The 22,069-nt window shown below is 70.6% G+C and carries 20 protein-coding genes and 1 pseudogene; 17 read left to right on the forward strand and 4 right to left on the reverse strand.

Annotation, left to right across the window (positions count from 1 at the left end):
- The first annotated feature begins 36 nt into the window (after positions 1 to 36).
- The 13 genes and pseudogenes from ACGFS9_RS16050 (at position 37) to ACGFS9_RS16110 (ending at position 12,212) form a co-directional block, all read left to right on the forward strand.
- Positions 37 to 684 carry a protein-tyrosine-phosphatase gene (locus ACGFS9_RS16050; protein ID WP_393253687.1) on the forward strand — a complete coding sequence of 216 codons (648 nt, stop codon included), beginning with the start codon at positions 37 to 39 and terminating at the stop codon, positions 682 to 684.
- Positions 685 to 797: 113 nt separating this feature from the next.
- Positions 798 to 2,036 (forward strand): annotated as a pseudogene (glyA, locus tag ACGFS9_RS16055) (serine hydroxymethyltransferase).
- A 129-nt stretch (positions 2,037 to 2,165) separates the two neighbouring features.
- Positions 2,166 to 3,521, forward strand: coding sequence for an MraY family glycosyltransferase (locus tag ACGFS9_RS16060; RefSeq protein ID WP_393253688.1), 1,356 nt, complete (start codon positions 2,166 to 2,168; stop codon positions 3,519 to 3,521).
- Positions 3,522 to 3,819: 298 nt separating this feature from the next.
- The gene (locus ACGFS9_RS16065) at positions 3,820 to 4,257 is read left to right on the forward strand and encodes a hypothetical protein (RefSeq protein WP_393253689.1); all 438 of its coding nucleotides are present in this window, start codon (positions 3,820 to 3,822) and stop codon (positions 4,255 to 4,257) included.
- Between the two features lie 225 nt (positions 4,258 to 4,482).
- On the forward strand, positions 4,483 to 5,304 hold the full coding sequence (gene atpB, locus ACGFS9_RS16070; protein WP_393253691.1) for a F0F1 ATP synthase subunit A: 822 nt from the start codon (positions 4,483 to 4,485) through the stop codon (positions 5,302 to 5,304).
- Between the two features lie 74 nt (positions 5,305 to 5,378).
- Entirely contained in the window at positions 5,379 to 5,609 is a 231-nt protein-coding gene (gene atpE / locus ACGFS9_RS16075; RefSeq protein ID WP_028804225.1) for an ATP synthase F0 subunit C, read from the forward strand.
- Between the two features lie 42 nt (positions 5,610 to 5,651).
- Positions 5,652 to 6,197 carry a F0F1 ATP synthase subunit B gene (locus tag ACGFS9_RS16080; protein ID WP_393253692.1) on the forward strand — a complete coding sequence of 182 codons (546 nt, stop codon included), beginning with the start codon at positions 5,652 to 5,654 and terminating at the stop codon, positions 6,195 to 6,197.
- A complete protein-coding gene (locus tag ACGFS9_RS16085; RefSeq protein WP_393253694.1) occupies positions 6,194 to 7,015 on the forward strand; it encodes a F0F1 ATP synthase subunit delta in 822 nt (273 codons plus the stop codon). Before ACGFS9_RS16080 ends, ACGFS9_RS16085 begins: the two co-directional genes overlap by 4 nt.
- A 126-nt stretch (positions 7,016 to 7,141) precedes the next feature.
- A complete protein-coding gene (atpA, locus tag ACGFS9_RS16090; protein ID WP_393253696.1) occupies positions 7,142 to 8,731 on the forward strand; it encodes a F0F1 ATP synthase subunit alpha in 1,590 nt (529 codons plus the stop codon).
- 21 nt (positions 8,732 to 8,752) lie between these two features.
- Positions 8,753 to 9,667, forward strand: coding sequence for a F0F1 ATP synthase subunit gamma (locus tag ACGFS9_RS16095; RefSeq protein WP_393253697.1), 915 nt, complete (start codon positions 8,753 to 8,755; stop codon positions 9,665 to 9,667).
- A complete protein-coding gene (gene atpD, locus ACGFS9_RS16100) occupies positions 9,667 to 11,103 on the forward strand; it encodes a F0F1 ATP synthase subunit beta (RefSeq protein ID WP_393253699.1) in 1,437 nt (478 codons plus the stop codon). Before ACGFS9_RS16095 ends, atpD begins: the two co-directional genes overlap by 1 nt.
- Before the next feature lie 128 nt (positions 11,104 to 11,231).
- Positions 11,232 to 11,606, forward strand: a complete 375-nt coding sequence (locus tag ACGFS9_RS16105) for a F0F1 ATP synthase subunit epsilon (protein ID WP_393253700.1) — start codon at positions 11,232 to 11,234, stop codon at positions 11,604 to 11,606.
- Between the two features lie 159 nt (positions 11,607 to 11,765).
- Positions 11,766 to 12,212 carry a DUF2550 domain-containing protein gene (locus tag ACGFS9_RS16110; RefSeq protein WP_393253701.1) on the forward strand — a complete coding sequence of 149 codons (447 nt, stop codon included), beginning with the start codon at positions 11,766 to 11,768 and terminating at the stop codon, positions 12,210 to 12,212.
- A gap of 417 nt (positions 12,213 to 12,629) precedes the next feature.
- Here ACGFS9_RS16110 and ACGFS9_RS16115 read toward each other — a convergent pair whose 3' ends face one another.
- The 3 genes from ACGFS9_RS16115 to ACGFS9_RS16125 form a co-directional block, all read right to left on the reverse strand.
- Entirely contained in the window at positions 12,630 to 14,468 is a 1,839-nt protein-coding gene (locus tag ACGFS9_RS16115) for a glycosyl hydrolase family 18 protein (protein ID WP_393253703.1), read from the reverse strand.
- A gap of 183 nt (positions 14,469 to 14,651) precedes the next feature.
- Positions 14,652 to 14,801, reverse strand: coding sequence for a hypothetical protein (locus ACGFS9_RS16120; RefSeq protein WP_393253705.1), 150 nt, complete (start codon positions 14,799 to 14,801; stop codon positions 14,652 to 14,654).
- Positions 14,802 to 15,089: 288 nt separating this feature from the next.
- On the reverse strand, positions 15,090 to 15,662 hold the full coding sequence (locus ACGFS9_RS16125) for a cob(I)yrinic acid a,c-diamide adenosyltransferase (protein WP_393253707.1): 573 nt from the start codon (positions 15,660 to 15,662) through the stop codon (positions 15,090 to 15,092).
- Positions 15,663 to 16,295: 633 nt separating this feature from the next.
- On the opposite strand from ACGFS9_RS16125, the gene ACGFS9_RS16130 reads away from it, so the two are divergent.
- From ACGFS9_RS16130 to ACGFS9_RS16140, 3 genes are all read left to right on the forward strand, one after another.
- Positions 16,296 to 17,144, forward strand: coding sequence for a 3-hydroxyacyl-CoA dehydrogenase family protein (locus ACGFS9_RS16130; protein ID WP_393253708.1), 849 nt, complete (start codon positions 16,296 to 16,298; stop codon positions 17,142 to 17,144).
- Positions 17,145 to 17,361: 217 nt separating this feature from the next.
- The gene (locus ACGFS9_RS16135) at positions 17,362 to 17,685 is read left to right on the forward strand and encodes an STAS domain-containing protein (RefSeq protein ID WP_393253709.1); all 324 of its coding nucleotides are present in this window, start codon (positions 17,362 to 17,364) and stop codon (positions 17,683 to 17,685) included.
- A 270-nt stretch (positions 17,686 to 17,955) separates the two neighbouring features.
- Positions 17,956 to 20,484 (forward strand): ATP-binding protein, encoded by a 2,529-nt coding sequence (locus ACGFS9_RS16140; RefSeq protein WP_393253711.1) that lies wholly within the window; start codon positions 17,956 to 17,958, stop codon positions 20,482 to 20,484.
- A gap of 109 nt (positions 20,485 to 20,593) precedes the next feature.
- On the opposite strand, the gene nucS is transcribed toward ACGFS9_RS16140, so the two are convergent.
- The gene (gene nucS / locus ACGFS9_RS16145) at positions 20,594 to 21,265 is read right to left on the reverse strand and encodes an endonuclease NucS (protein ID WP_393253713.1); all 672 of its coding nucleotides are present in this window, start codon (positions 21,263 to 21,265) and stop codon (positions 20,594 to 20,596) included.
- A gap of 351 nt (positions 21,266 to 21,616) precedes the next feature.
- On the opposite strand from nucS, the gene ACGFS9_RS16150 reads away from it, so the two are divergent.
- Positions 21,617 to 22,009, forward strand: coding sequence for an SCO5389 family protein (locus ACGFS9_RS16150; RefSeq protein ID WP_081219465.1), 393 nt, complete (start codon positions 21,617 to 21,619; stop codon positions 22,007 to 22,009).
- The last annotated feature ends 60 nt before the right edge of the window (positions 22,010 to 22,069 follow it).

Raw genomic sequence — 22,069 nt, forward strand, 5'->3', positions numbered from 1 at the left:
CCGGCCTCCCGCTCGGCACGACCAGGGGGCACCCCCATGCGCGGCATAGCCGAGGGGCACGCGGGGGCCGACCGGTCCCCCGGGGAGTCCTTCCGCATCCTCCACGTCAGCACCGGGAACGTGTGCCGCTCGCCGATCACCGAGCGGCTGACCCGGCATGCCCTCGCGGACCGGCTCGGCGACCCCCTGTGGGGCGGTCTCGTCGTGGAGAGCGCCGGCACCTGGGGCCACGAGGGCGCACCCATGGAGGCCAACGCGGCGACGGTCCTCTCCGACTTCGGCGCCGACCCCTCCGGCTTCGTCGGACGGGAACTGCTCGACGACCACGTGATCCGCGCCGACCTGGTGCTGACCGCCACCCGCGACCACCGCGCCCAGGTCATCTCCATGGGGCACTCCGCGGGGCTGCGCACCTTCACCCTGAAGGAGTTCACCCGCCTGGTCCGCGCCATAGACCCCGCGACGCTGCCGCCCCTGGAACACGGCGTCGTCGAGCGCGCCGTCGCCCTCGTGCGGGCCGCCGCCGCGCTGCGCGGCTGGCTGCTCGCGCCGACGGCGGAGGCGGACGAGGTGTTCGACCCGTACGGGGCGCCGCTGCCCTTCTTCCGGTCGATCGGCGACGAGATCAACGAGGCGCTCGACCCGGTCGTCACCGCCCTGACGGGGGTACCGGCCCGGACCTGACCTGCGGCGGCACCGGCGCCGGCGGTCCGCCGCAGCGGTCCCGACACCGGGCGTCGACCGGGCCGCGGTCCTACATTGGATGTAGCGCGTCCCCGCCGAGCCCGGAGTCCACCATGCCGGTCACCCACACGCCCGCAATGGATGCCGTCCTGCGGCAGGACCCCGAGATGGCGGAGATCCTCGGGGGCGAGCTGGACCGGCAGGCGACGAACCTCCAGTTGATCGCCGCCGAGAACTTCACCTCGCCCGCCGTCCTGGCCGCGCTGGGCTCCCCGCTGGCGAACAAGTACGCCGAGGGCTACCCCGGCGCCCGCCACCACGGCGGCTGCGAACTCGTGGACGCCGCCGAACGCGTCGCCCGTGACCGCGCCACCGCCCTGTTCGGCGCCGACCACGCCAACGTGCAGCCGCACTCCGGGAGTTCGGCCGTCCTCGCCGCCTACGCCGCCCTGCTGCGGCCCGGCGACACGGTGCTCGCGATGGGCCTGCCCTTCGGCGGCCACCTGACCCACGGCTCGCCCGCCAACTTCTCCGGGCGCTGGTTCGACTTCGTCGGCTACGGGGTCGAGGCGGACACCGGGCTCATCGACCGCGCGCAGGTACGGGCGCTGGCCCGCGCCCACCGGCCCAAGGCCGTGGTCTGCGGATCGATCTCCTATCCCCGGCACATCGACTACGCGTTCTTCCGCGAGGTCGCCGACGAGGCCGGCGCCTATCTGATCGCCGACGCCGCCCATCCCATCGGCCTCGTCGCCGGGGGAGCGGCCCCCAACCCGGTGCCGTACGCGGACATCGTGTGCGCCACCACCCACAAGGTGCTCCGCGGTCCGCGCGGCGGAATGATCCTGTGCGGGAGCGGGCTGGCCGAGCGGGTGGACCGGGCGGTCTTCCCGTTCACCCAGGCGGGCGCGCAGATGCACACCGTCGCGGCGAAGGCGGTCGCGTTCGGGGAGGCGGCGACACCGGCGTTCACGGCGTAGGCCCATCAGGTGGTGGCGAACGCCCGCGTGCTGGCCGCGGGTCTCGACGCGGAGGGGTTCGCCGTCACCACCGGCGGCACCGACACGCACCTGATCACGGTCGATCCGGCGCCGCTCGGTGTCGACGGGCGCACCGCGCGTGGCCGGCTCGCCGCCGCCGGAATGGTCCTCGACACCTGCGCACTGCCCCACGGCGGCACCCGCGGCCTGCGGCTGGGCACCGCCGCGCTGACCACCCAAGGGATGGGCCGGGAGCAGATGGCGCGGATCGCGGTGCTGCTCGCGGGGGTCCTGCGGGACGAGATCACGGCGCCGCGGGCACGCGGCGAGGTGCGGGAACTCACGGGTGGATTTCCCCCATACCCGGACTGACCGCGGGTACCTGTGCACAGGTGCACAGCCACTCGTGCAACCATCGTCGCTACCCGGAAGTCCTCAACCATATGCGTGCATCGCTAGGGTGTGGGGCTGTGATGGCCAGCGAGACCTGTGGGGAAGCCTGTGCGTGAATACCTGCTGACGCTCTGCATCACGGCCGCGGTGACGTACCTGCTGACAGGGCCGGTACGGAAGTTCGCGATCGTGGCCGGAGCCATGCCGGAGATCCGTGCGCGCGACGTGCACCGCGAACCCACCCCGCGGCTCGGCGGCATCGCGATGTTCTTCGGACTGTGCGCCGGACTGCTGGTGGCGGACCACCTGACGAACCTCAACGAGGTCTTCGCCAACTCGAACGAACCCCGCGCCCTGCTCTCCGGAGCCGCGCTGATCTGGCTGATCGGCGTGCTGGACGACAAGTTCGAGATCGACGCCCTGATCAAGCTGGGCGGCCAGATGATCGCCGCGGGCGTGATGGTCGTCCAGGGCCTGACGATCCTGTGGCTGCCGATCCCGGGCGTCGGACTGGTCGCGCTGACCCAGTGGCAGGGAACGCTGCTGACGGTGGCGCTCGTCGTCATCACGATCAACGCCGTCAACTTCGTGGACGGCCTCGACGGACTGGCCGCCGGCATGGTGTGCATCGCCTCCGCCGCGTTCTTCCTGTACGCCTACCGGATCTGGTACTCGTACGGCATCGAGGCCGCGGCCCCGGCGACGCTGTTCGCGGCGATCCTGATGGGCATGTGCCTGGGATTCCTGCCGCACAACATGCACCCCGCGCGCATCTTCATGGGCGACTCCGGCTCGATGCTCATCGGCCTGGTGCTGGCCGCCGGCGCGATCTCCATCACGGGGCAGATCGACCCCGACGTGATGAACCTCTTCACCGGGTCCCAGCGCAACACCGTGCACCAGACGGTGCCGGTGTTCATCCCGCTGCTGCTGCCGTTGACGATCATCGCGATCCCGGCCGCCGACCTGGTGCTCGCCATCGTGCGGCGCACCTGGCGCGGACAGTCGCCGTTCGCGGCGGACCGCGGCCACCTGCACCACCGGCTGCTGGAGGTGGGGCACTCGCACAGCCGGGCCGTCCTCATCATGTACTTCTGGTCGGCGCTGATCGCGTTCGGCGCTCTCGCCTACTCGGTCAACTCCGGCGCCATGTGGAGCGTGCTGGCCCTCGCGGCACTCAGCGCAGTCGGACTGGTGCTGCTCCTGCTGCCGCGCTTCACGCCGCGTGCCCCGCGCTGGGCCGAGCACCTCGTCCCGCCGCGCTACCGCCGCCGCAGGGCCGCCGCCGCGGCCACCGCCGACGGTGCGCCCGTCACCCATGAGACGGCCGTCACGGACGGCCCGGACGAGGCGCGCGAACACCGCGCCCCGGCGGTCGCCGGGGTCTCAGGAGTCAACGGGGCGACCGCAATTGGTACCCGTTCGCGACCGCTGGACCGGGGCCGGGCCGAGTCGTCGCGCTGACGTGAAGGTAAGAATCTGACTAACGCGTGACCAAGTCGTGGGGTAGCAAAAGGTTCCAATACCAGACAAGTTGCCCCTCGTTCTGCACAGACGGGCACCTTCACTCTCATGTGTGACAGCGAGCACACCAACCAGGTAAAGACCTCATCAAATAGTTTGTGATACCGTTCACGAGAACCCGGGAACAGAGCCGAAGGACCTTAGTGCGACGGTCTCTTGGCGTGAGGTTCTCTCTCCACCCGGGTCTACGCTCGTCCATGACGACACCCTGCCCCCCTGAGCAAGCGGAGTTGCCGCCATGCCGTCCAATGACGCCCGGATCCTCCTTCAAGCCGCTGTACCCACAGCCGCCGTCGGCGCGATTGCCGCCGTCGTCGCCGGTGTGGTCGCCGGCGGCAAGGGAGCGATCGGAGCCGTCGTCGCGACGCTGGTCGTGATCCTCTTCATGGGGCTCGGGCTCTACGTTCTGCAGCGCGTCGCCGCATCGCTTCCGCACCTGTTCCAGGCGATGGGGCTCTTGCTCTACACGGCTCAGATTCTGCTGCTCTTCATCTTCGTCGCCGTGTTCAAGGACACGTCGCTGTTCAACCCCAAGTCCTTCGCGCTCGCCCTGGTCGCCACCACGCTCGTGTGGATCGGCGCACAGGCGCGTGCGCAGATGAAGGCCAGGATCCTCTACGTCGAACCCGAGTCTTCGAAGGCCGAAGAGCCCGAAAAGACAGGGCCCTCGTCGTGAGGGGTAGGGCCGGGATAAGTGCGCGGGGGAGATCCTGCTATCGTCCGGTGCCAACTGCGGCATCGCGGGCGCGGGCATCTGAGCTGACGCCTGCTCAATCGCGAGGCTTGATGCCCCCCAGCCGCCCCCACATCCGTAACACCAGTCCAGTGCCGAACCGCGGCCGTGTGCCGCGCCGACACAACGAGGTTGCCGTACCTATGCGCCACGCTGAAGGAGCCCGCGGTGAGTGCTGACCCGACGCAGGTGCTCGCCTTCGAGACCGACTGCCACATCTTCGACGGCTGTGGCTTCCCGGCTCCCGGCCTGCACTCGTTCATGTTCGAGCCCCTCTGGGGCGACGGTGACAGCAACGTCTACTTCAACAAGACGATGCTCCTGGCGCTGATCGGCTCGATCGTCATCATCGGCTTCTTCTGGGCCGCCTTCCGCAAGCCGAAGGTCGTCCCGGGCAAGCTCCAGATGGTCGCCGAGGCCGGCTACGACTTCGTCCGCCGCGGCGTCGTCTACGAGACGATCGGCAAGAAGGAGGGCGAGAAGTACGTACCGCTCATCGTCTCGCTGTTCTTCTTCGTCTGGATGATGAACCTCTGGTCGATCATCCCGGTCGCCCAGTTCCCGGTCACCGCGATCATCTCGTACCCGCTGGTGCTGGCCCTGATCGTCTACGTCCTGTGGGTCTCGCTGACCTTCAAGCGGCACGGCTTCGTGGGCTTCTTCAAGAACGTCACCGGGTACGACAAGTCGCTCGGCCCGGTGCTGCCGCTCGCCATGGTCATCGAGTTCTTCTCGAACCTGGTGGTCCGCCCGTTCACGCACGCGGTGCGACTGTTCGCGAACATGTTCGCGGGCCACACGCTGCTGCTGCTGTTCACGATCGCGAGCTGGTACCTGCTGAACGGCATCGGCATCGCGTACGCGGGTGTCTCGTTCTTGATGACGCTCGTGATGACGGCCTTCGAGCTGTTCATCCAGGCCCTTCAGGCCTACGTCTTCGTGCTCCTGACCTGCACCTACATCCAGGGCGCACTGGCCGAGCACCACTGAGCGCCCGTCCACTCGACCCCGCAGTCGTCCGGTGGCCAACCCCCACCGGTCCGTAAAGAAAAGGAAGAACTGGCATGTCCCAGACCCTTGCCGCTGTCTCCGGCTCGCTCGGCTCGATCGGTTACGGCCTCGCGGCCATCGGCCCCGGCGTCGGCGTCGGCATCATCTTCGGTAACGGCACCCAGGCCCTCGCCCGTCAGCCCGAGGCCGCCGGTCTGATCCGCGCCAACCAGATCCTCGGCTTCGCCTTCTGTGAGGCGCTCGCCCTCATCGGTCTGGTCATGCCGTTCGTCTACGGCACCTGATCCACCAGATCAGCGACAGCCCACTAGACGAAAGGCACTGACATGAGCCAGCTGCTCATTCTGGCGGCCGAGGAGAAGGAAAACCCCCTCGTCCCGCCGATTCCCGAGCTTGTCATCGGCCTGCTCGCCTTCGTCATCGTCTTCGGCTTCCTGGCCTGGAAGCTCCTCCCGAACATCAACAAGGTTCTGGAGCAGCGTCGCGAGGCCATCGAGGGCGGTATCGAAAAGGCCGAGGCCGCTCAGACCGAGGCCCAGAGCGTTCTTGAGCAGTACAAGGCTCAGCTCGCCGAGGCCCGTCACGAGGCCGCGCGTCTGCGCCAGGAGGCACAGGAGCAGGGCGCCACGCTCATCGCGGAGATGCGCGCGGAAGGCCAGCGGCAGCGCGAGGAGATCGTCGCCGCCGGTCACACGCAGATCGAGGCGGACCGCAAGGCCGCGTCTCAGGCGCTGCGCCAGGACGTCGGCCACCTGGCCACCGACCTGGCCGGCAAGCTGGTCGGCGAGTCCCTGGAGGACCACGCCCGCCAGAGCCGTGTCATCGACCGTTTCCTCTCCGAGCTTGAGGAGAAGGCCGAGGCGGCTCGATGACTGCGCACGGAGCGAGCCGCGAGGCAACCGCAGCCGCACGTGAGCGTCTCGACGCGCTGACGGACTCCACGTCCGTGGACGCGGCGCGACTCGCGGACGAGCTGGCGGCGGTCACCGCGCTCCTCGACCGCGAGGTGTCGCTGCGTCGGGTCCTCACCGACCCGGCGCAGCCCGCCGAGGCCAAGGCCGAGCTGGCCCAGCGCCTGCTCGGTGCCCAGGTCAGCGGCACCACCGCCGACCTGGTGGCCGGTCTGGTGCGCTCCCGCTGGTCGCGCTCGCGCGACCTGGTGGACGCGCTGGAGGAACTGGCCGCCACCGCGGACCTCACGGCCGCCCAGCGCCGGGGCGCGCTCGACGACGTCGAGGACGAGCTGTTCCGCTTCGGCCGGATCGTCGGATCGAGCACCGAGCTGCGCGCCGCGCTGACCGACCGCACCGCCGGCACGGCGGCCAAGAGCGAGCTGCTGCGCAGCCTGCTCGGCGGCCGCGCCGACGTCACGACCGAGCGTCTGGTGACCCGCCTGGTGACCGCGCCGCGCGGACGTAGCCTGGAAGCGGGACTCGAGTCCCTGTCCAAGCTCGCCGCCGACCGCCGCAACCGGATGGTCGCCGTGGTCACCTCGGCGGTGCCGCTGAGCGACGGGCAGAAGCAGCGCCTCGGCGCCGCTCTGGCCAAGCTCTACGGCCGGACGATGCACCTGAACCTCGACGTGGACCCCGAGGTCCTCGGCGGAATCCGGGTGCAGGTCGGTGACGAGGTCATCAACGGTTCGATCGCGGACCGTCTCGAGGACGCCACTCGCCGTATGGCGAGCTAGCAAGCCCAACAGCAGAACGCAAGGACGGCCCATGTTGGGCCGTGCAGAGGATTCACCTCTCATCGGGGGGAGTCCCCATCCCCCCAAGTGAAACTTCGGGCCCAACAAGGAGAGCAGGGAACCCAGATGGCGGAGCTCACGATCCGGCCGGAGGAGATCCGGGACGCGCTGGAGAACTTTGTCCAGTCGTACAAGCCGGACGCGGCCTCGCGCGAGGAGGTCGGTACGGTCACCGTCGCCGGCGACGGTATCGCCAAGGTCGAGGGCCTTCCCTCGGCCATGGCGAACGAGCTGCTGAAGTTCGAGGACGGAACCCTCGGCCTCGCGCTGAACCTGGAAGAGCGCGAGATCGGTGCGGTCGTCCTCGGCGAGTTCAGCGGTGTCGAGGAGGGCCAGCCGGTGCAGCGCACCGGTGAGGTGCTGTCCGTCGCCGTGGGCGAGGGCTACCTCGGCCGCGTCGTCGACCCGCTCGGCAACCCGATCGACGGCCTCGGCGAGATCGAGACCACCGGCCGCCGCGCCCTCGAGCTGCAGGCCCCGGGCGTCATGATTCGCAAGTCGGTGCACGAGCCGATGGAGACGGGCTACAAGGCCGTCGACGCGATGACGCCGATCGGCCGCGGCCAGCGTCAGCTGATCATCGGCGACCGTCAGACCGGCAAGACCGCGCTGGCCGTCGACACGATCATCAACCAGCGCGACAACTGGCGCTCGGGCGACCCGAAGAAGCAGGTCCGCTGCATCTACGTCGCCATCGGCCAGAAGGGTTCCACCATCGCCTCCGTGCGTGGTGCGCTCGAAGAGGCCGGCGCCCTGGAGTACACGACCATCGTCGCCGCCCCGGCGTCCGACCCGGCCGGCTTCAAGTACCTGGCGCCGTACACCGGTTCGGCCATCGGCCAGCAGTGGATGTACGAGGGCAAGCACGTCCTCATCATCTTCGACGACCTCTCGAAGCAGGCCGACGCCTACCGCGCCGTGTCCCTGCTGCTGCGCCGCCCGCCGGGCCGTGAGGCCTACCCCGGTGACGTCTTCTACCTGCACTCCCGTCTGCTGGAGCGCTGCGCGAAGCTCTCCGACGACCTGGGCGCCGGTTCGATGACGGGTCTGCCGATCGTCGAGACCAAGGCGAACGACGTGTCGGCGTTCATCCCGACCAACGTCATCTCCATCACCGACGGCCAGTGCTTCCTGGAGTCCGACCTGTTCAACGCCGGCCAGCGTCCGGCCCTGAACGTCGGTATCTCGGTCTCCCGCGTCGGTGGCTCCGCCCAGCACAAGGCGATGAAGCAGGTCTCCGGCCGGCTCCGCCTCGACCTGGCCCAGTACCGCGAGCTGGAGGCGTTCGCCGCCTTCGGTTCCGACCTGGACGCCGCGTCGAAGTCGCAGCTGGAGCGCGGTCAGCGCCTGGTCGAGCTGCTCAAGCAGGCGCAGTACCAGCCGATGCCGACCGAGGACCAGGTCGTCTCCGTCTGGGCCGGTACCACCGGCAAGATGGACGACGTGCCGGTCGCCGACATCCGCCGCTTCGAGAAGGAGCTGCTGGAGTACCTGCACCGCAAGGAGCAGGGCCTCATGACCTCCATCAAGGAGGGCGGCAAGATGTCGGACGACACGCTCACCGCCATCGCGGACGGCATCGCGGACTTCAAGAAGCAGTTCGAGACCTCGGACGGGAAGCTTCTCGGCGAGGACGCTCCGGCCACGGCCAAGTGACGTAAGGAAGGGACCTGACTCATGGGAGCCCAGCTCCGGGTCTACAAGCGTCGCATCCGATCCGTCACCGCGACCAAGAAGATCACCAAGGCGATGGAGATGATCGCCGCCTCGCGCGTCGTCAAGGCGCAGCGCAAGGTGGCGGCCTCCACGCCCTACGCGACCGAGCTCACGCGCGCGGTCACGGCGGTCGGCACCGGTTCGAACACCAAGCACCCGCTGACCACGGAGGCGGAGACGGCGACCCGCTCCGCGGTGCTGCTCCTCACGAGCGACCGCGGACTGGCCGGCGCCTTCAACGCCAACGCCATCAAGGCGGCCGAGCAGTTGACGGCACGCCTGGAGGCCGAGGGCAAGCAGGTCGACACGTACATCGTCGGCCGCCGCGGTCTGGCCCACTACAACTTCCGTGAGCGCAAGGTCGCGGAGTCGTGGTCGGGCTTCACCGACGAGCCCACCTACGCGGACGCGAAGAAGGTCGCGGGTCCGCTGATCGAGGCCATCGAGAAGGAGACGGCGGACGGCGGCGTGGACGAGCTCCACATCGTCTACACCGAGTTCGTCTCGATGATGACGCAGAACGCCGTCGACGGCCGTCTGCTGCCCCTTCGCCTCGAAGAGGTCGCGGAGGAAGCGCCCAAGGGCGAGATCCTGCCGCTGTTCGAGTTCGAGCCGTCGGCGGAGGACGTCCTCGACGCCCTGCTGCCGCGCTACGTCGAGAGCCGTATCTACAACGCGCTGCTCCAGTCGGCTGCCTCCAAGCACGCCGCCACGCGCCGCGCGATGAAGTCGGCGACCGACAACGCGGGAGACCTGATCACTACGCTCTCCCGACTTGCCAATGCGGCCCGCCAGGCCGAAATCACCCAGGAAATCAGCGAGATCGTCGGTGGCTCCGCAGCCCTTGCCGACGCGACCGCGGGGAGTGACAAGTAATGACGACGACTTCTGAGACGGCCGTTGCCACGGGCCGCGTCGCCCGGGTCATCGGTCCGGTCGTCGACGTGGAGTTCCCCGTCGACGCGATGCCGGACATCTACAACGCCCTTCACGTCGAGGTGGCCGACCCGGCCAACGCCGGCGCGAAGAAGACGCTGACCCTGGAGGTCGCCCAGCACCTGGGTGACGGCCTGGTCCGCACGATCTCCATGCAGCCCACCGACGGCCTGGTCCGCCAGGCCCCGGTGACCGACAGCGGCACCGGCATCACGGTCCCCGTCGGCGACTTCACCAAGGGCAAGGTCTTCAACACCCTCGGCGAGGTGCTCAACGTCGACGAGAAGTACGACGGCGAGCGCTGGTCCATCCACCGCAAGGCCCCGAACTTCGACGAGCTCGAGTCGAAGACCGAGATGTTCGAGACCGGCGTCAAGGTCATCGACCTTCTCACCCCGTACGTCAAGGGTGGAAAGATCGGTCTGTTCGGTGGTGCCGGTGTCGGCAAGACGGTGCTCATCCAGGAGATGATCTACCGCGTCGCCAACAACCACGACGGTGTCTCCGTGTTCGCCGGTGTCGGCGAGCGCACCCGTGAGGGCAACGACCTCATCGAGGAGATGACGGAGTCGGGCGTCATCGACAAGACCGCCCTCGTCTTCGGCCAGATGGACGAGCCCCCGGGCACCCGTCTGCGCGTGGCCCTCGCGGGTCTGACCATGGCGGAGTACTTCCGCGATGTGCAGAAGCAGGACGTGCTGTTCTTCATCGACAACATCTTCCGCTTCACGCAGGCCGGTTCCGAGGTCTCGACCCTGCTCGGCCGCATGCCCTCCGCGGTGGGCTACCAGCCGAACCTGGCCGACGAGATGGGCCTCCTCCAGGAGCGCATCACCTCGACCCGCGGTCACTCGATCACCTCGATGCAGGCGATCTACGTCCCCGCGGACGACCTCACCGACCCGGCCCCGGCCACCACGTTCGCCCACCTCGACGCGACGACGGTTCTCTCCCGTCCGATCTCCGAGAAGGGCATCTACCCGGCCGTGGACCCGCTGGACTCCACGTCCCGCATCCTGGACCCGCGCTACATCGCGGCGGACCACTACGCCGCCGCCATGCGGGTGAAGTCGGTCCTCCAGAAGTACAAGGACCTCCAGGACATCATCGCGATCCTCGGTATCGACGAGCTGGGCGAGGAGGACAAGCTCACCGTCCACCGTGCCCGTCGCGTCGAGCGCTTCCTGTCGCAGAACACCCACGTCGCCAAGCAGTTCACCGGCGTCGACGGATCGGACGTCCCGCTGGACGAGTCGATCGCGGCCTTCAACGCGATCATCGACGGCGAGTACGACCACTTCCCGGAGCAGGCGTTCTTCCTGTGCGGTGGCATCGAGGACCTCAAGGCCAACGCCAAGGAGCTCGGCGTCTCCTGAACCCCGTGTTCTGAGTGAGGGGGGCGGGGCCGTGCCTCGCGGGGTGCGGTCCGTCCCCCTCCGTACGCCTATTAGACTTTGACCCAACACCCGGCAGCAACGCCGGGTGGTGACCCGAGGAGCCCACCTTGGCTGCTGAGCTGCACGTCGAGCTCGTCGCCGCGGACCGCAGTGTCTGGTCCGGCGAGGCCACCCTGGTCGTCGCGCGTACCGCGTCCGGCGACATCGGCGTCATGCCCGGTCACCAGCCGCTTCTCGGTGTGCTGGAGTCGGGCCCGGTGACCATCCGTACGACCGACGGCGGAACGGTCATCGCCGCGGTGCACGGCGGATTCATCTCGTTCGCCGACAACAAGCTGTCGCTGCTCGCCGAGATCGCCGAGTTGTCGGACGAGATCGACGTCCAGCGCGCGGAGCGGGCGCTCGAGCGCGCGAAGTCGGACGCGGACGCGTCCGCCGAGCGCCGCGCGGACGTCCGACTGCGCGCGGTGTCGACGCGCTGACGGCGGTGCGACCCCGGCCCTTTGGGTACCGGGGCCGCACTGTGTGAAGCTTTGACTCAGCCGCGGCTGGGACCGGATCACTCCGGCCCCGGCCGCGGCTGAGGCAAATCCGGGAGTTTTTCCTATTCCGTTACCTAGGAGACGAGGAGGTCGGTGTCGATGGTCCTCGCTCTGACTGTGTGCGGATTGGTCGTGGCCCTGGTCGTGGTGGGGCTGTTCGTCTTCGGCCTCCGACGCCGGCTGATCCAGCGCTCCGGCGGAACGTTCGACTGCAGCCTGCGCTGGGACGTCCGGGAGAAGGGCGACCCGAGCGGCAAGGGGTGGAGCTACGGCGTCGCCCGCTACAACGGCGACCGTGTCGAGTGGTACCGCGTCTTCTCCTACGCGCCCCGTCCGCGCCGGGTCCTCGAACGCGCGGCGATCGAGGTGGAGGGCCGCCGGGCCGCGGAGGGCGAGGAGGAACTCGCGCTGCTCTCCGACGCGATCATCCTGACGTGCCTGCACCGCGGCACGCGGCTGGAACTGGCGATGAGCGAGGACGCGCTCACCGGTTTCCTCGCCTGGCTGGAGGCGGCCCCGCCCGGCCAGCGCGTGAACGTCGCCTGACCCGCACCGGCACCGGCAGTCCGCGCTCCGCAGCCGCAGTCCGCGAACGCGCACCCACATCCGCACTCCGCGGACGCACCCGCAGTCGCCCCGCTGTGACGTCCGCAGTCCGCGGACGCACCTACACCCGCAACCGCCCGCAGCAGCGGTTCGCCGACGCTCCCGTCCCGCACAGCGGTCGCAGTCCGCGGACGCACCCGCGTCCACCGCCGCAGCCGCAGTCCGCGGGCGGGTGTGCCCGCGGACCTCGCCCCACCCGCCCCTTCTGCCGTCCCGTCCGTCCGGCCGCCGGCCGCCGGCCGCCGGCCGCCGGCCGCCGGGGCCGATGTCCGGCGCCGGTGACAGGGCGCCCTACGGATAGAGCCGCGGGCAGACCCGGAGGTCTGCCCGCGGCTCCCGTGCGGGGTGGTGCGGAGGTCAGCTCAGGCCGTTGCTGATCGCGCTGACCAGCTCGCCGTTGCTGGTGTCACCGCTGAACTCCCAGAAGAACGCGCCGCCGAGGCCCTGCGTCTTGGCCCAGGACATCTTGCCGGCGATGGTGGACGGGGTGTCGTAGGACCACCAGTTGCTGCCGCAGTGGGCGTACGCCGTGCCGGCGATGGTGCCGGTGACGGGGCACGACGTCTTGAGGACCTTGTAGTCCTCGTTGCCCGGCTCGTACGTGCCCGGTGCGGGTCCGGTGGCGGTGCCGCCCGGAGCGTCCTGGGTGACACCGGTCCAGCCGCGGCCGTAGAAGCCGATGCCGATGAGCAGCTTGCTCGCCGGGACACCCTTCGCCTTGAACTTGGCGATCGCGTCGGCCGTGGTGAAGCCGGCCTGCGGGATACCGCTGTACGAGGTGAGAGGAGAGTGGGGCGCGGTCGGGCCGTCCGCGTCGAAGGCGCCGAAGAAGTCGTACGTCATCACGTTGTACCAGTCGACGTACTGCGCGGCGCCCGCGTAGTCGGCGGCGTCGATCTTGCCGCCGGAGGTGCCGTCGGCCGTGGTGGCCGCGGTGACCAGGTTCTTCGTGCCGAACTTGGCACGCAGGGCCTGCATGAGGTTCTTGTAGGCCGCCGCGCCGGAGGTGTCGCAGGTCAGACCGCAGGCGTTGGGGTACTCCCAGTCGATGTCGATGCCGTCGAAGACGTCGGCCCAGCGCGGGTCCTCCACCAGGTCGTAGCAGGACTGCGCGAAGGCCGCCGGGTTCTTGGCCGCCTCACCGAAGCCGCCGGACCAGGTCCAGCCGCCGAAGGACCACAGCACCTTGATGTTCGGGTACTTGGCCTTCAGCTCGCGCAGCTGGTTGAAGTTGCCGCGCAGCGGCTGGTCCCAGGTGTCGGCGACGCCGCTGACCGACTGGTCGGCGGTGAAGGCCTTGTCGTAGTCGGCGTAGGAGTCGCCGATCGCGCACTTGCCGCCGGTCACGTTGCCGAAGGCGTAGTTGATGTGCGTGATCTTGGCGGCGGAGCCGGACGTCACGAGGTTCTTGACGTTGTAGTTCCGGCCGTAGATGCCCCACTCGGTGAAGTAGCCGAGCTTGACGGCGTTGCCGGTGGGCGGCGGGTTGGTGCCGCCACCGGTGGTGTGCACGGAGACCGCGCCGCTGACCGGACCGGTCTGGTCGGCGGTGTCGCGGGCCTGGACCGTGTACGAGTAGTCGGTGCCGGCGGTGAGGCCGCTGTCCGTGTACGAGGTCGTCGTCACGGTCGCGACCTTGGTGCCGCCGCGCAGGACGTCGTAGTTCTTGACGCCCTTGTCGTCGGTGGCCGCGCTCCAGGAGAGCTTGACCGAGGTGTCGGTGATGCCCGAGGCGGTGGGGGTGCCGGGGGCGGAGGGTGCGTCGTCGCCCGGGACGGTGGTGCCGCCGTCACAGCTGCCGCCGTTCAGCGTGCAGTTGGAGGGCGAACCCGATCCGGCACCGTTGAAGCCGAAGGAGATGGAGGCGCCGGCCGCCAGGGTGCCGTTGTAGGACTTGTTCTTGGCGGTCCAGTGGTTGCCGGAGTGGGTGACGTCCGCGTCCCACGCGGAGGTGACGGACGTTCCGCTCGGGAAGTCCCACTCGACGGTCCAGGAGCTGATGGCCGAGCTGCCGGTGTTCTTGACGGTCCACTGGCCGCCGAACCCCGTGCCCCAGTCCTGGGTCTTGGTGTAGGTCGCGGTCGCGCTGGAGGCCGCCTGGGCGGGCCCCGCGAGGCCGACGAGCGCGGCGAGCGGGAGGAGCAGGGTGGTCAGCCCCGCCACGGTCCTGTGTCGGGATCTCTGCCGGAAGCGCATGATGCCTCTCCTCTTTCGTCTGGTGCCGTGGGGCGCCGGGACGAGCGGAGGAACCGCGACCGTGCTCAGCCCGGCGGGCGTGCGCGCGCTCGCGCTCCCGCCACCCTTGCGCCCCCTGGGCCGGGGGTGTCGTGGGCATGGCTAAGCGCAGTGCCGCGAGAATAGAAAGGTCTGGACCACGGGTCAATAGGTCTGGACCAGTGGCTTCAGTAGCGGATCATGCGCCCAACTCCCGGACGTGTCCGGCTGCTTGGACTCGGCTGCCGCGTTCCGGCGTGAGGGCAGGCGGCTGACGTGCGTCTTCGCCGTCACCTCGGCTCTGTCGGATCGCACCGCGATCTCCGCGTTCGACAGGCTCTCGACGAGGCGGAAAAATCCTCGCGCACCCGCGGGGGCGAGGCGCCCGGCGCGTCGGGCCCTGCCCCGGTGCCGTGCGCGGGCGGGGTCGCGAGGGCGGCGAGCAGCCGCCGCGCGACCGCCGGGGTGCCGCTCTCCTCGCCCCACCCCCGGCCGGCACCTCTGCCGGGTGGCGGCGACACGCCCGGCCGCGGCATGGCGGGAGAAGGGGCGCGCGGGCCCGCCCGCGTGCCCTGGCCCGCCCCGGCCTCCGGCGCCGTGCCGCTACCGCTCGCCGCCCGGGACCCACAGCACGTCGCCGGTGTCCTTGTTGGCGGTGCGCGCCAGGATGAACAGCAGGTCGGAGAGGCGGTTGAGATACGTCGCGGTGAGCGGGTTCATCGTCTCGCCGTGGACCTCCAGGGCCGCCCAGGTCGAGCGCTCGGCGCGGCGGACGACCGTGCACGCCTGGTGCAGGAGGGCAGCGCCCGCGGTGCCGCCGGGCAGGATGAACGAACGCAGCTTCTCCAGCCGCTCGTTGAAGCGGTCGCAGTCCGCCTCCAGTCGGTCGACGTAGAACTGCTCCACGCGCAGCGGCGGGAACTTCGGTTCCTCCACCACCGGCGTCGACAGGTCGGCGCCCACGTCGAAGAGGTCGTTCTGCACGCGGGTCAGGACCTCGACGACCTCCGTCTCCAGGCCGCCGAGGGCGACGGCCGTACCGATCACCGCGTTCGCCTCGTTGGCGTCGGCGTACGCCGAGATCCGCAGGTCGGTCTTGGCGACCCTGCTCATGTCGCCGAGGGCCGTCGTGCCCTGGTCGCCGGTCCGGGTGTAGATGCGCGTCAGATTGACCATGGGTCCAGCCTAGTTACGCCGCCGCCCCGGGGGAGACCCGTGTGCGCACCGTCACGGCGGCCGTGACCTCGGCCGGGGCGTCCGTGCCTTGCGGCACGCGAAGGGACCCGGCCCCGGCGGCCGGTCACCGGTATTGGTGCGCCCGCCGCGGACGGTCGGCCGCCGGGCCGCTCCCCGCCCGGCCGCTCCCCGCCGGGCCGTTCCCTGCCGGGCGGCGGACCGAAGGGCGCGCGGGAGGCGGGCTCCGCTGCCGACCCGGCGGAGCGCGAAGGCTGCGGGGCAGGGGGAGTGGGAGTCGGTGTGGGGGTGGGTGCGGGTGTGGGAGTGCGGAGGCTGCGGGGAGGGCCCGCGGCGGTGGGCGGGGGAGTGGGTGCGCCGTCCCGTCGCCCGGGACGGCGGCCGGGGCGACCGGGCGGGCCGCAAACCGGACGAAGTGTCACGAGAGGCGCTCCGCTACCCGCGAGCGCGGGGTCACGGTGGCCTCAACTAGGCCGTACGGGCGGTCCTATGACCCGTGTCGGTGTGATGTCCGTCAGATGAGACGTGACGCGCGTTACTTACCGGTCACACAGGCGCACACGGACGCTAGGGTCCGCCGGAGAGCAACTCGATCAGCGCGTCAAGGGAGTCGGAGTGGCACGGAAGCTCGCCGTCATCGGAGCCGGACTCATGGGGTCCGGTATTGCCCAGGTATCCGCCCAGGCGGGCTGGGACGTCGTCCTGCGCGATGTCACCGACGAGGCGCTCGGCCGCGGCCTCGACGGCATCAGGGCCTCCTACGACAAGTTCGTGGGCAAGGGCCGGATGGAGGCCGCCGACGCGGAGGCCGCGCTCGCCCGCATCACCGCGACCACCGACCTGGAGGCGGCGGCCGACGCGGACATCGTCGTCGAGGCGGTCTTCGAGAAGCTGGAGGTCAAGCACGAGATCTTCCGGGCCCTCGACAAGATCGTGCGCCCCGACACCGTGCTCGCCTCGAACACCTCGGCCATCCCGATCACCAAGATCGCGGCGGCCACCGAGCGCCCCGAGCGGGTCGTCGGCGTGCACTTCTTCTCGCCCGTGCCGATGATGCAGCTCGTCGAGCTGGTCCGCGGCTACAAGACGAGCGACGAAGCCCTCGCCACCGCACGGGAGTTCAGCGAGTCCGTCGGCAAGACCTGCATCGTCGTCAACCGCGACGTCGCCGGGTTCGTGACCACCCGCCTCATCTCGGCCCTCGTCGTCGAGGCGACGAAGCTGTACGAGTCGGGCGTGGCCACCGCCGAGGACATCGACCTCGCCTGCCGGCTGGGCTTCGGCCACGCGATGGGCCCGCTCGCCACCGCCGACCTCACGGGCGTCGACATCCTGCTCCACGCCACCGGCAACATCTACACCGAGACCCAGGACGAGAAGTTCGCGCCGCCCGAGCTGATGCGCCGGATGGTTGACGCCGGTGACATCGGGCGCAAGAGCGGGCAGGGCTTCTACAAGCACTGAACGATCGCCGCGGCGACGGACGACCCCGTCGCCGCATTCGGCACGGAAACCGCACGCACCTCTCGGGTATCACCCCATGAGGTGAATTCGGTATCGGTTCGCTTACAGACGGCAACCTCTGCGGCCCTCGGGCAGTCAGACGGTGCACACCACACGGACGACAAGACGCGGCATCAGACACACGCGGAGTTACCAGACGCCTTCCCGGGGAGCGCATATGTACATCAGGGGCGACCACGCCGAGCTGGTCGTCGGGGGCCGCCTCGACGTACGCAGCGCGGCGGACGCCCGCACGGTCCTGCACTCGGCCGTCGACGACGGAGCCGGCGACCTCGTGCTGGACCTGTCCGAGCTGGACTCCTGGGACGCCACCGGACTCGGTGTCATCATGGGGGCCCACCGGCGCGCCGGGCGGTGCGGCAGGCGGCTCGTGCTGCGCCGGGTCCCCCCGCAGATGCAGCGCCTGCTGGTGGCCACCCGGCTGCACCGCATCCTGGCGATCGAGGGCGGCATCGGAGTCGAGTCGCTGCCCCGCGTCTGACCCCGGCGCAGCGCTCCGCGCACCCGCGCGCGACCGCGTCCGCACCGCGGCACCGGTCGGCGAAGCGCACCACGCGCACAATCCTCACGAAGCTGTGACTGTTCGGGCGGCACGGTACCCCGCCGGTTCCCGGATACTGTGCAAAGGTTTAGGGTTTCGGCTGCCCGCCGCCCGAAACCCATACGAGCGGGCACCGGACCAGAAGCGACAGCGCGGTGTGCAGCACGGCCGGGAGGGCAAGGCACACGACGCTTTTGGGGGGCTTGGAACATGGACCCGAACAACCGGGGAACCGAAGAGTACGGCCATGACGACGACGGCCAGGCGCCTCGCCCGCGCCCGCCGCGCGACCCGCTCGCCACCGACCTGGGCCAGCACGCACCGGCGGTCGTCCGCACGGTCCCGCTGGTGGCCGGCGACTTCCTGCTCACGGTCAACCCCGTCGACGGCAGCGAGATCGAGAACTGCCCGCCGCACGAGCAGCCGCGACCGCCGGTCAAGCGCGGCCCCGCCGCACGCGCCGAACTGGCCCGGGCCGCCAAACCCCCGGTGCCGCCGGGCCCCGCGCAGCCCCGGGTGCCCCTGCTGGAGCGCCACGACGAACGCGAGCGGCTCGTACGCCTCCTCGCCCGGGGCCGTTCCATACGGCTCACCGGGCCCTCCGGCTCCGGGCGCACGGTCCTGCTCGACGCCGTCGCCGACGACTGCGCGGACCTCGCCCCGGACGGCGTCGTCCGCCTCTGCGGTCACCGGCGCACCGCGACCGACCTGCTGCACGACCTCTTCACGGCCGTCTACGACGCTCCCCGGCACCGCCCGGACCGCGACGAGCTGCTCCGCCTCGTCCGCGAGATCGGTGCCGTCGTCGTCGTCGACGACGTGGAGATCGGCGGCGCCGCGCTCGACGAGCTCCTCGACGCCACCCCCGAGTGCGCCTTCGTGATCGCCGCGACCCCCGACGTCCCGGCCCCCTCCTCCGAGTCCCTCCTCGAAGAGGTCGCCCTCGGCGGCCTCGACCGCAGTGGCGGCCTCGCGCTCCTGGAGCGCTCCGTCGGCCGCGTCCTCACCGAGGAGGAGTCGAACTGGGCGGGCGACCTCTGGTTCGAGTCCGAGGGGCTGCCCCTGCGCTTCATGCAGGCCGGTGCCCTGCTGCGGCAGCGCGACCGGCTCCAGGCCGGCGAGGACGCCCTCGACGAGTACGGCGTCTTCCAGGAGGTGCCGGACGACGCCCCCCTGGAGGCCGCCGAGGCGCACGACGTACCGCTGCCCTCCCTCGCCGAGGGCGCCGCCCCCGCCGCCCTGCTCGCCTCCCGGCTCAGCGAGTCCGCCCGCGCCACCCTGCGCTTCGCGGTCGCGCTGGGCGGCGAGGTGCCCCACCAGGCCCACCTGCCGGCCCTCGTGGGCGACACCCACGCCGACGCCGCCCTCGCCGAACTCGCCGGCTGCGCGCTGATCTCGCCGGTCGGCTCCCGGTACCGGCTCGCGGCGGGGGTGCAGGCCCAACTGGAGGCATCCGGCTACGCCGACACCCTGGAGGAGCGGGCCCGGACCGCCGCCCGGCACTACACCTGGTGGGCCGGACACCCCTCGGTCACCCCGGAGCGGGTGTGCGCCGAGGCGGACGCGGTGCTCGCCGCGCTCACCTTCCTCGTGCCCACGGGCACCGCTGCCGCCGGCACCGAGCAGGACGCCGGGGAGGACGCCCGGGAGGACGAGAACACCGCCGTCCGGCTCGCCCGCACCGCCGCGCCCGCCTTCGCCGCCGGACTGCACTGGAGCGCCTGGGAACGTGCCCTGCGCTCCGGCGCCGAGGCGGCCCGGCTGACCGGTGAGGTCGGCGAACAGGCTTACTTCCACCATGAGTTGGGCGTCCTCGCACTCTGCGGCGGCCAACTCGACCGGGCCCGCGCCGAACTGGAGGCGTCCATCGGCCTGCGCGGCGCCCTGGCCGACAAGCGCGGCACCACCGCGGGCCGCCGCGCGCTCGCCCTGGTGGCCGACCGGTCCGGCACGCCGTTCGCCGTCGGCGGGCGCACCGCGGGGGAGGAGGTGCCGGACGCGCGGCACGAGGAGGCGTCGTCGCCGCCGCGCGGTGTCCCGGCCCCCTTCCCGACGGTCGTGGACACCTCCGGCGACGCCCCGACGATGCTCGCCCACCCGGCCGACACGGGCCTCGCCGCGGACAAGCGCCCGGGGGTCGCCGGGCGCCTGGTCTCCGGCACCCGGCGCAACCTGGTCGCCGCGGGCGCCGGGGCGCTCCTGGTCGCCGTCCTCGGCACCGTCGTCACGCTCGGCGCGACCTCGAACCGCGACAGCGACACCCCGTCCGAGAGGGTCGGCGTCAACCCCTCCGTCAGCCAGGGCGACGACGACAGCCTCGGCGCGGACAAGGCGACCAAGGCCGCGGACGCGAAGCCCACCGACGACGCCCCCGCCGCCCCCACCGACCCGGGACCCGACGGCAGTTACGGCACCACCGACGACCCGACGCCGAGCGCCACGGCCACGCGGGGGCCCTCCGACGAGCCGAGCGGCACGCGCACCTCGGCCAAGCCGTCGCGTTCGCCGTCCAAGACGCCGTCCAAGTCCCCGACGGGCAAGCCCTCCTCGTCCTCACCGAAGCCGTCGGACACCTCGTCCCCGACGCCGACGGACGATGCCTCCCCGACGGCGTCGGCGTCGGACGCGGACTCGACCGAGCCCTCCACCTCCGACTCGGCGAGCGGCCCGTCCGCGAGCATGTCGGCCGGGGCGCCGGAGAGCGGCGGCCCGGAACCCTCCGACGGTCTGGTGATCTGAGCGAGGACCACGCGAGACGGGTGAGGGCCGGGTTCCGTGACGGAACCCGGCCCTCACCCGTGCCGTGCGCGGACGGGCGCACCGGGTGCCCGGGGATGCGGCGTGCGGGTCAGAACAGGCGCAGTTTGTCGTCCTCGATGCCCCGCAGGGCGTCGTAGTCGAGGACGGCGCAGCCGATGCCGCGGTCGGTGGCGAGCACCCGGGCCTGCGGCTTGATCTCCTGGGCGGCGAAGATGCCGCGGACCGGCGCCAGGTGCGGGTCCCGGTTCAGCAGCTCCAGGTAGCGCGTGAGCTGCTCCACGCCGTCGATCTCCCCGCGCCGCTTGATCTCCACGGCGACGGTCGCGCCGTCGGCGTCCCGGCACAGGATGTCGACCGGGCCGATCGCCGTCATGTACTCGCGGCGGATCAGCGAGTACCCCTCACCGAGCGTCTCGATGCGGTCGGCGAGCAGCTCCTGGAGGTGCGCTTCCACGCCGTCCTTGATCAGGCCGGGGTCCACGCCGAGTTCGTGCGAGGAGTCGTGCAGGACCTCCTCCATCGTGATGATGAGCTTCTCGCCCGCCTTGTTGACGACGGTCCAGGTGCCCTCCTGGTCCCCGGAGCCCTCCTTCAGCGTGCAGGGCGGAGACATCCAGTTGAGGGGCTTGTAGGCCCGGTCGTCCGCGTGGATCGAGACGCTTCCGTCCGCCTTCACCAGGATGAGGCGGGGGGCCGACGGGAGGTGGGCCGTGAGCCGGCCCGCGTAGTCCACGGAACAGCGGGCAATGACGAGACGCATGGTCGGCAACGCTACTCGACCGGCGGCGGTGCTCGCGATTCTCCTGCCCCTCCCGTCCCGGCGAACGGCCCGGAAAACGACGTTCGCGACGTATGTCCACGCGGTCGCCGGGTTCCGGCCTGCCGGGCCCGGGTGGGCCATCCCATTGATCCTGAAGCTTCCCTGTTCGGGCGTGGCTGATTGTGGGCCTACCGCCGGTTCGCCATGTGCCCATTCTCCTGGTGCCGTGACCTGGCGTTGCTTACCGTATAAGCGGGAGGTCGTGACGCGTGTACTCAGCGTGTCTGACACCGCGAACTCCCCATCCCTGTCCGGCAACCCCTGAGTCCCGGGGGTGCGAGAGGAGAACCCATGTCGCTCGACGTCTCACCGGCCCTACTCCAACAGGCCGAGCGAGGCGAGGTCGACGAAGCTGACTTCGTCGACTGCGTCCGGACCTCCCTGCCCTATGCGTGGGAGATGATCAGCTCCCTGGTGGCCCAGCTGAAGGTGGACGGCGGCAACTTCGCCGACAACCAGACGCCCCCGCCGGACGAGCAGGCACGTGGCCAGCTGCTGCGTGCGCTCGCGAGTGACGCGATACGCGGCGCGCTGCAGCGGCACTTCGGTGTGCGGCTGGCCTTCCAGAACTGCCACCGGGTGGCGGTGTTCCCACTGGACGACGCGGTGGACGACACGCTGGCACGCTTCACCTCGGTCCGCAGTCAACTGCTGAACCAGTCACCGGAATTCAGGGACTGCTGACGCGCTGACACCGCTTGGCTTGCCGCTCCGTCCGCGGGAGGTGCTCTGGTACCGGGGCGG

Source organism: Streptomyces sp. NPDC048566, assembly GCF_043199735.1.
Classification (GTDB): Bacteria; Actinomycetota; Actinomycetes; order Streptomycetales; family Streptomycetaceae; genus Streptomyces.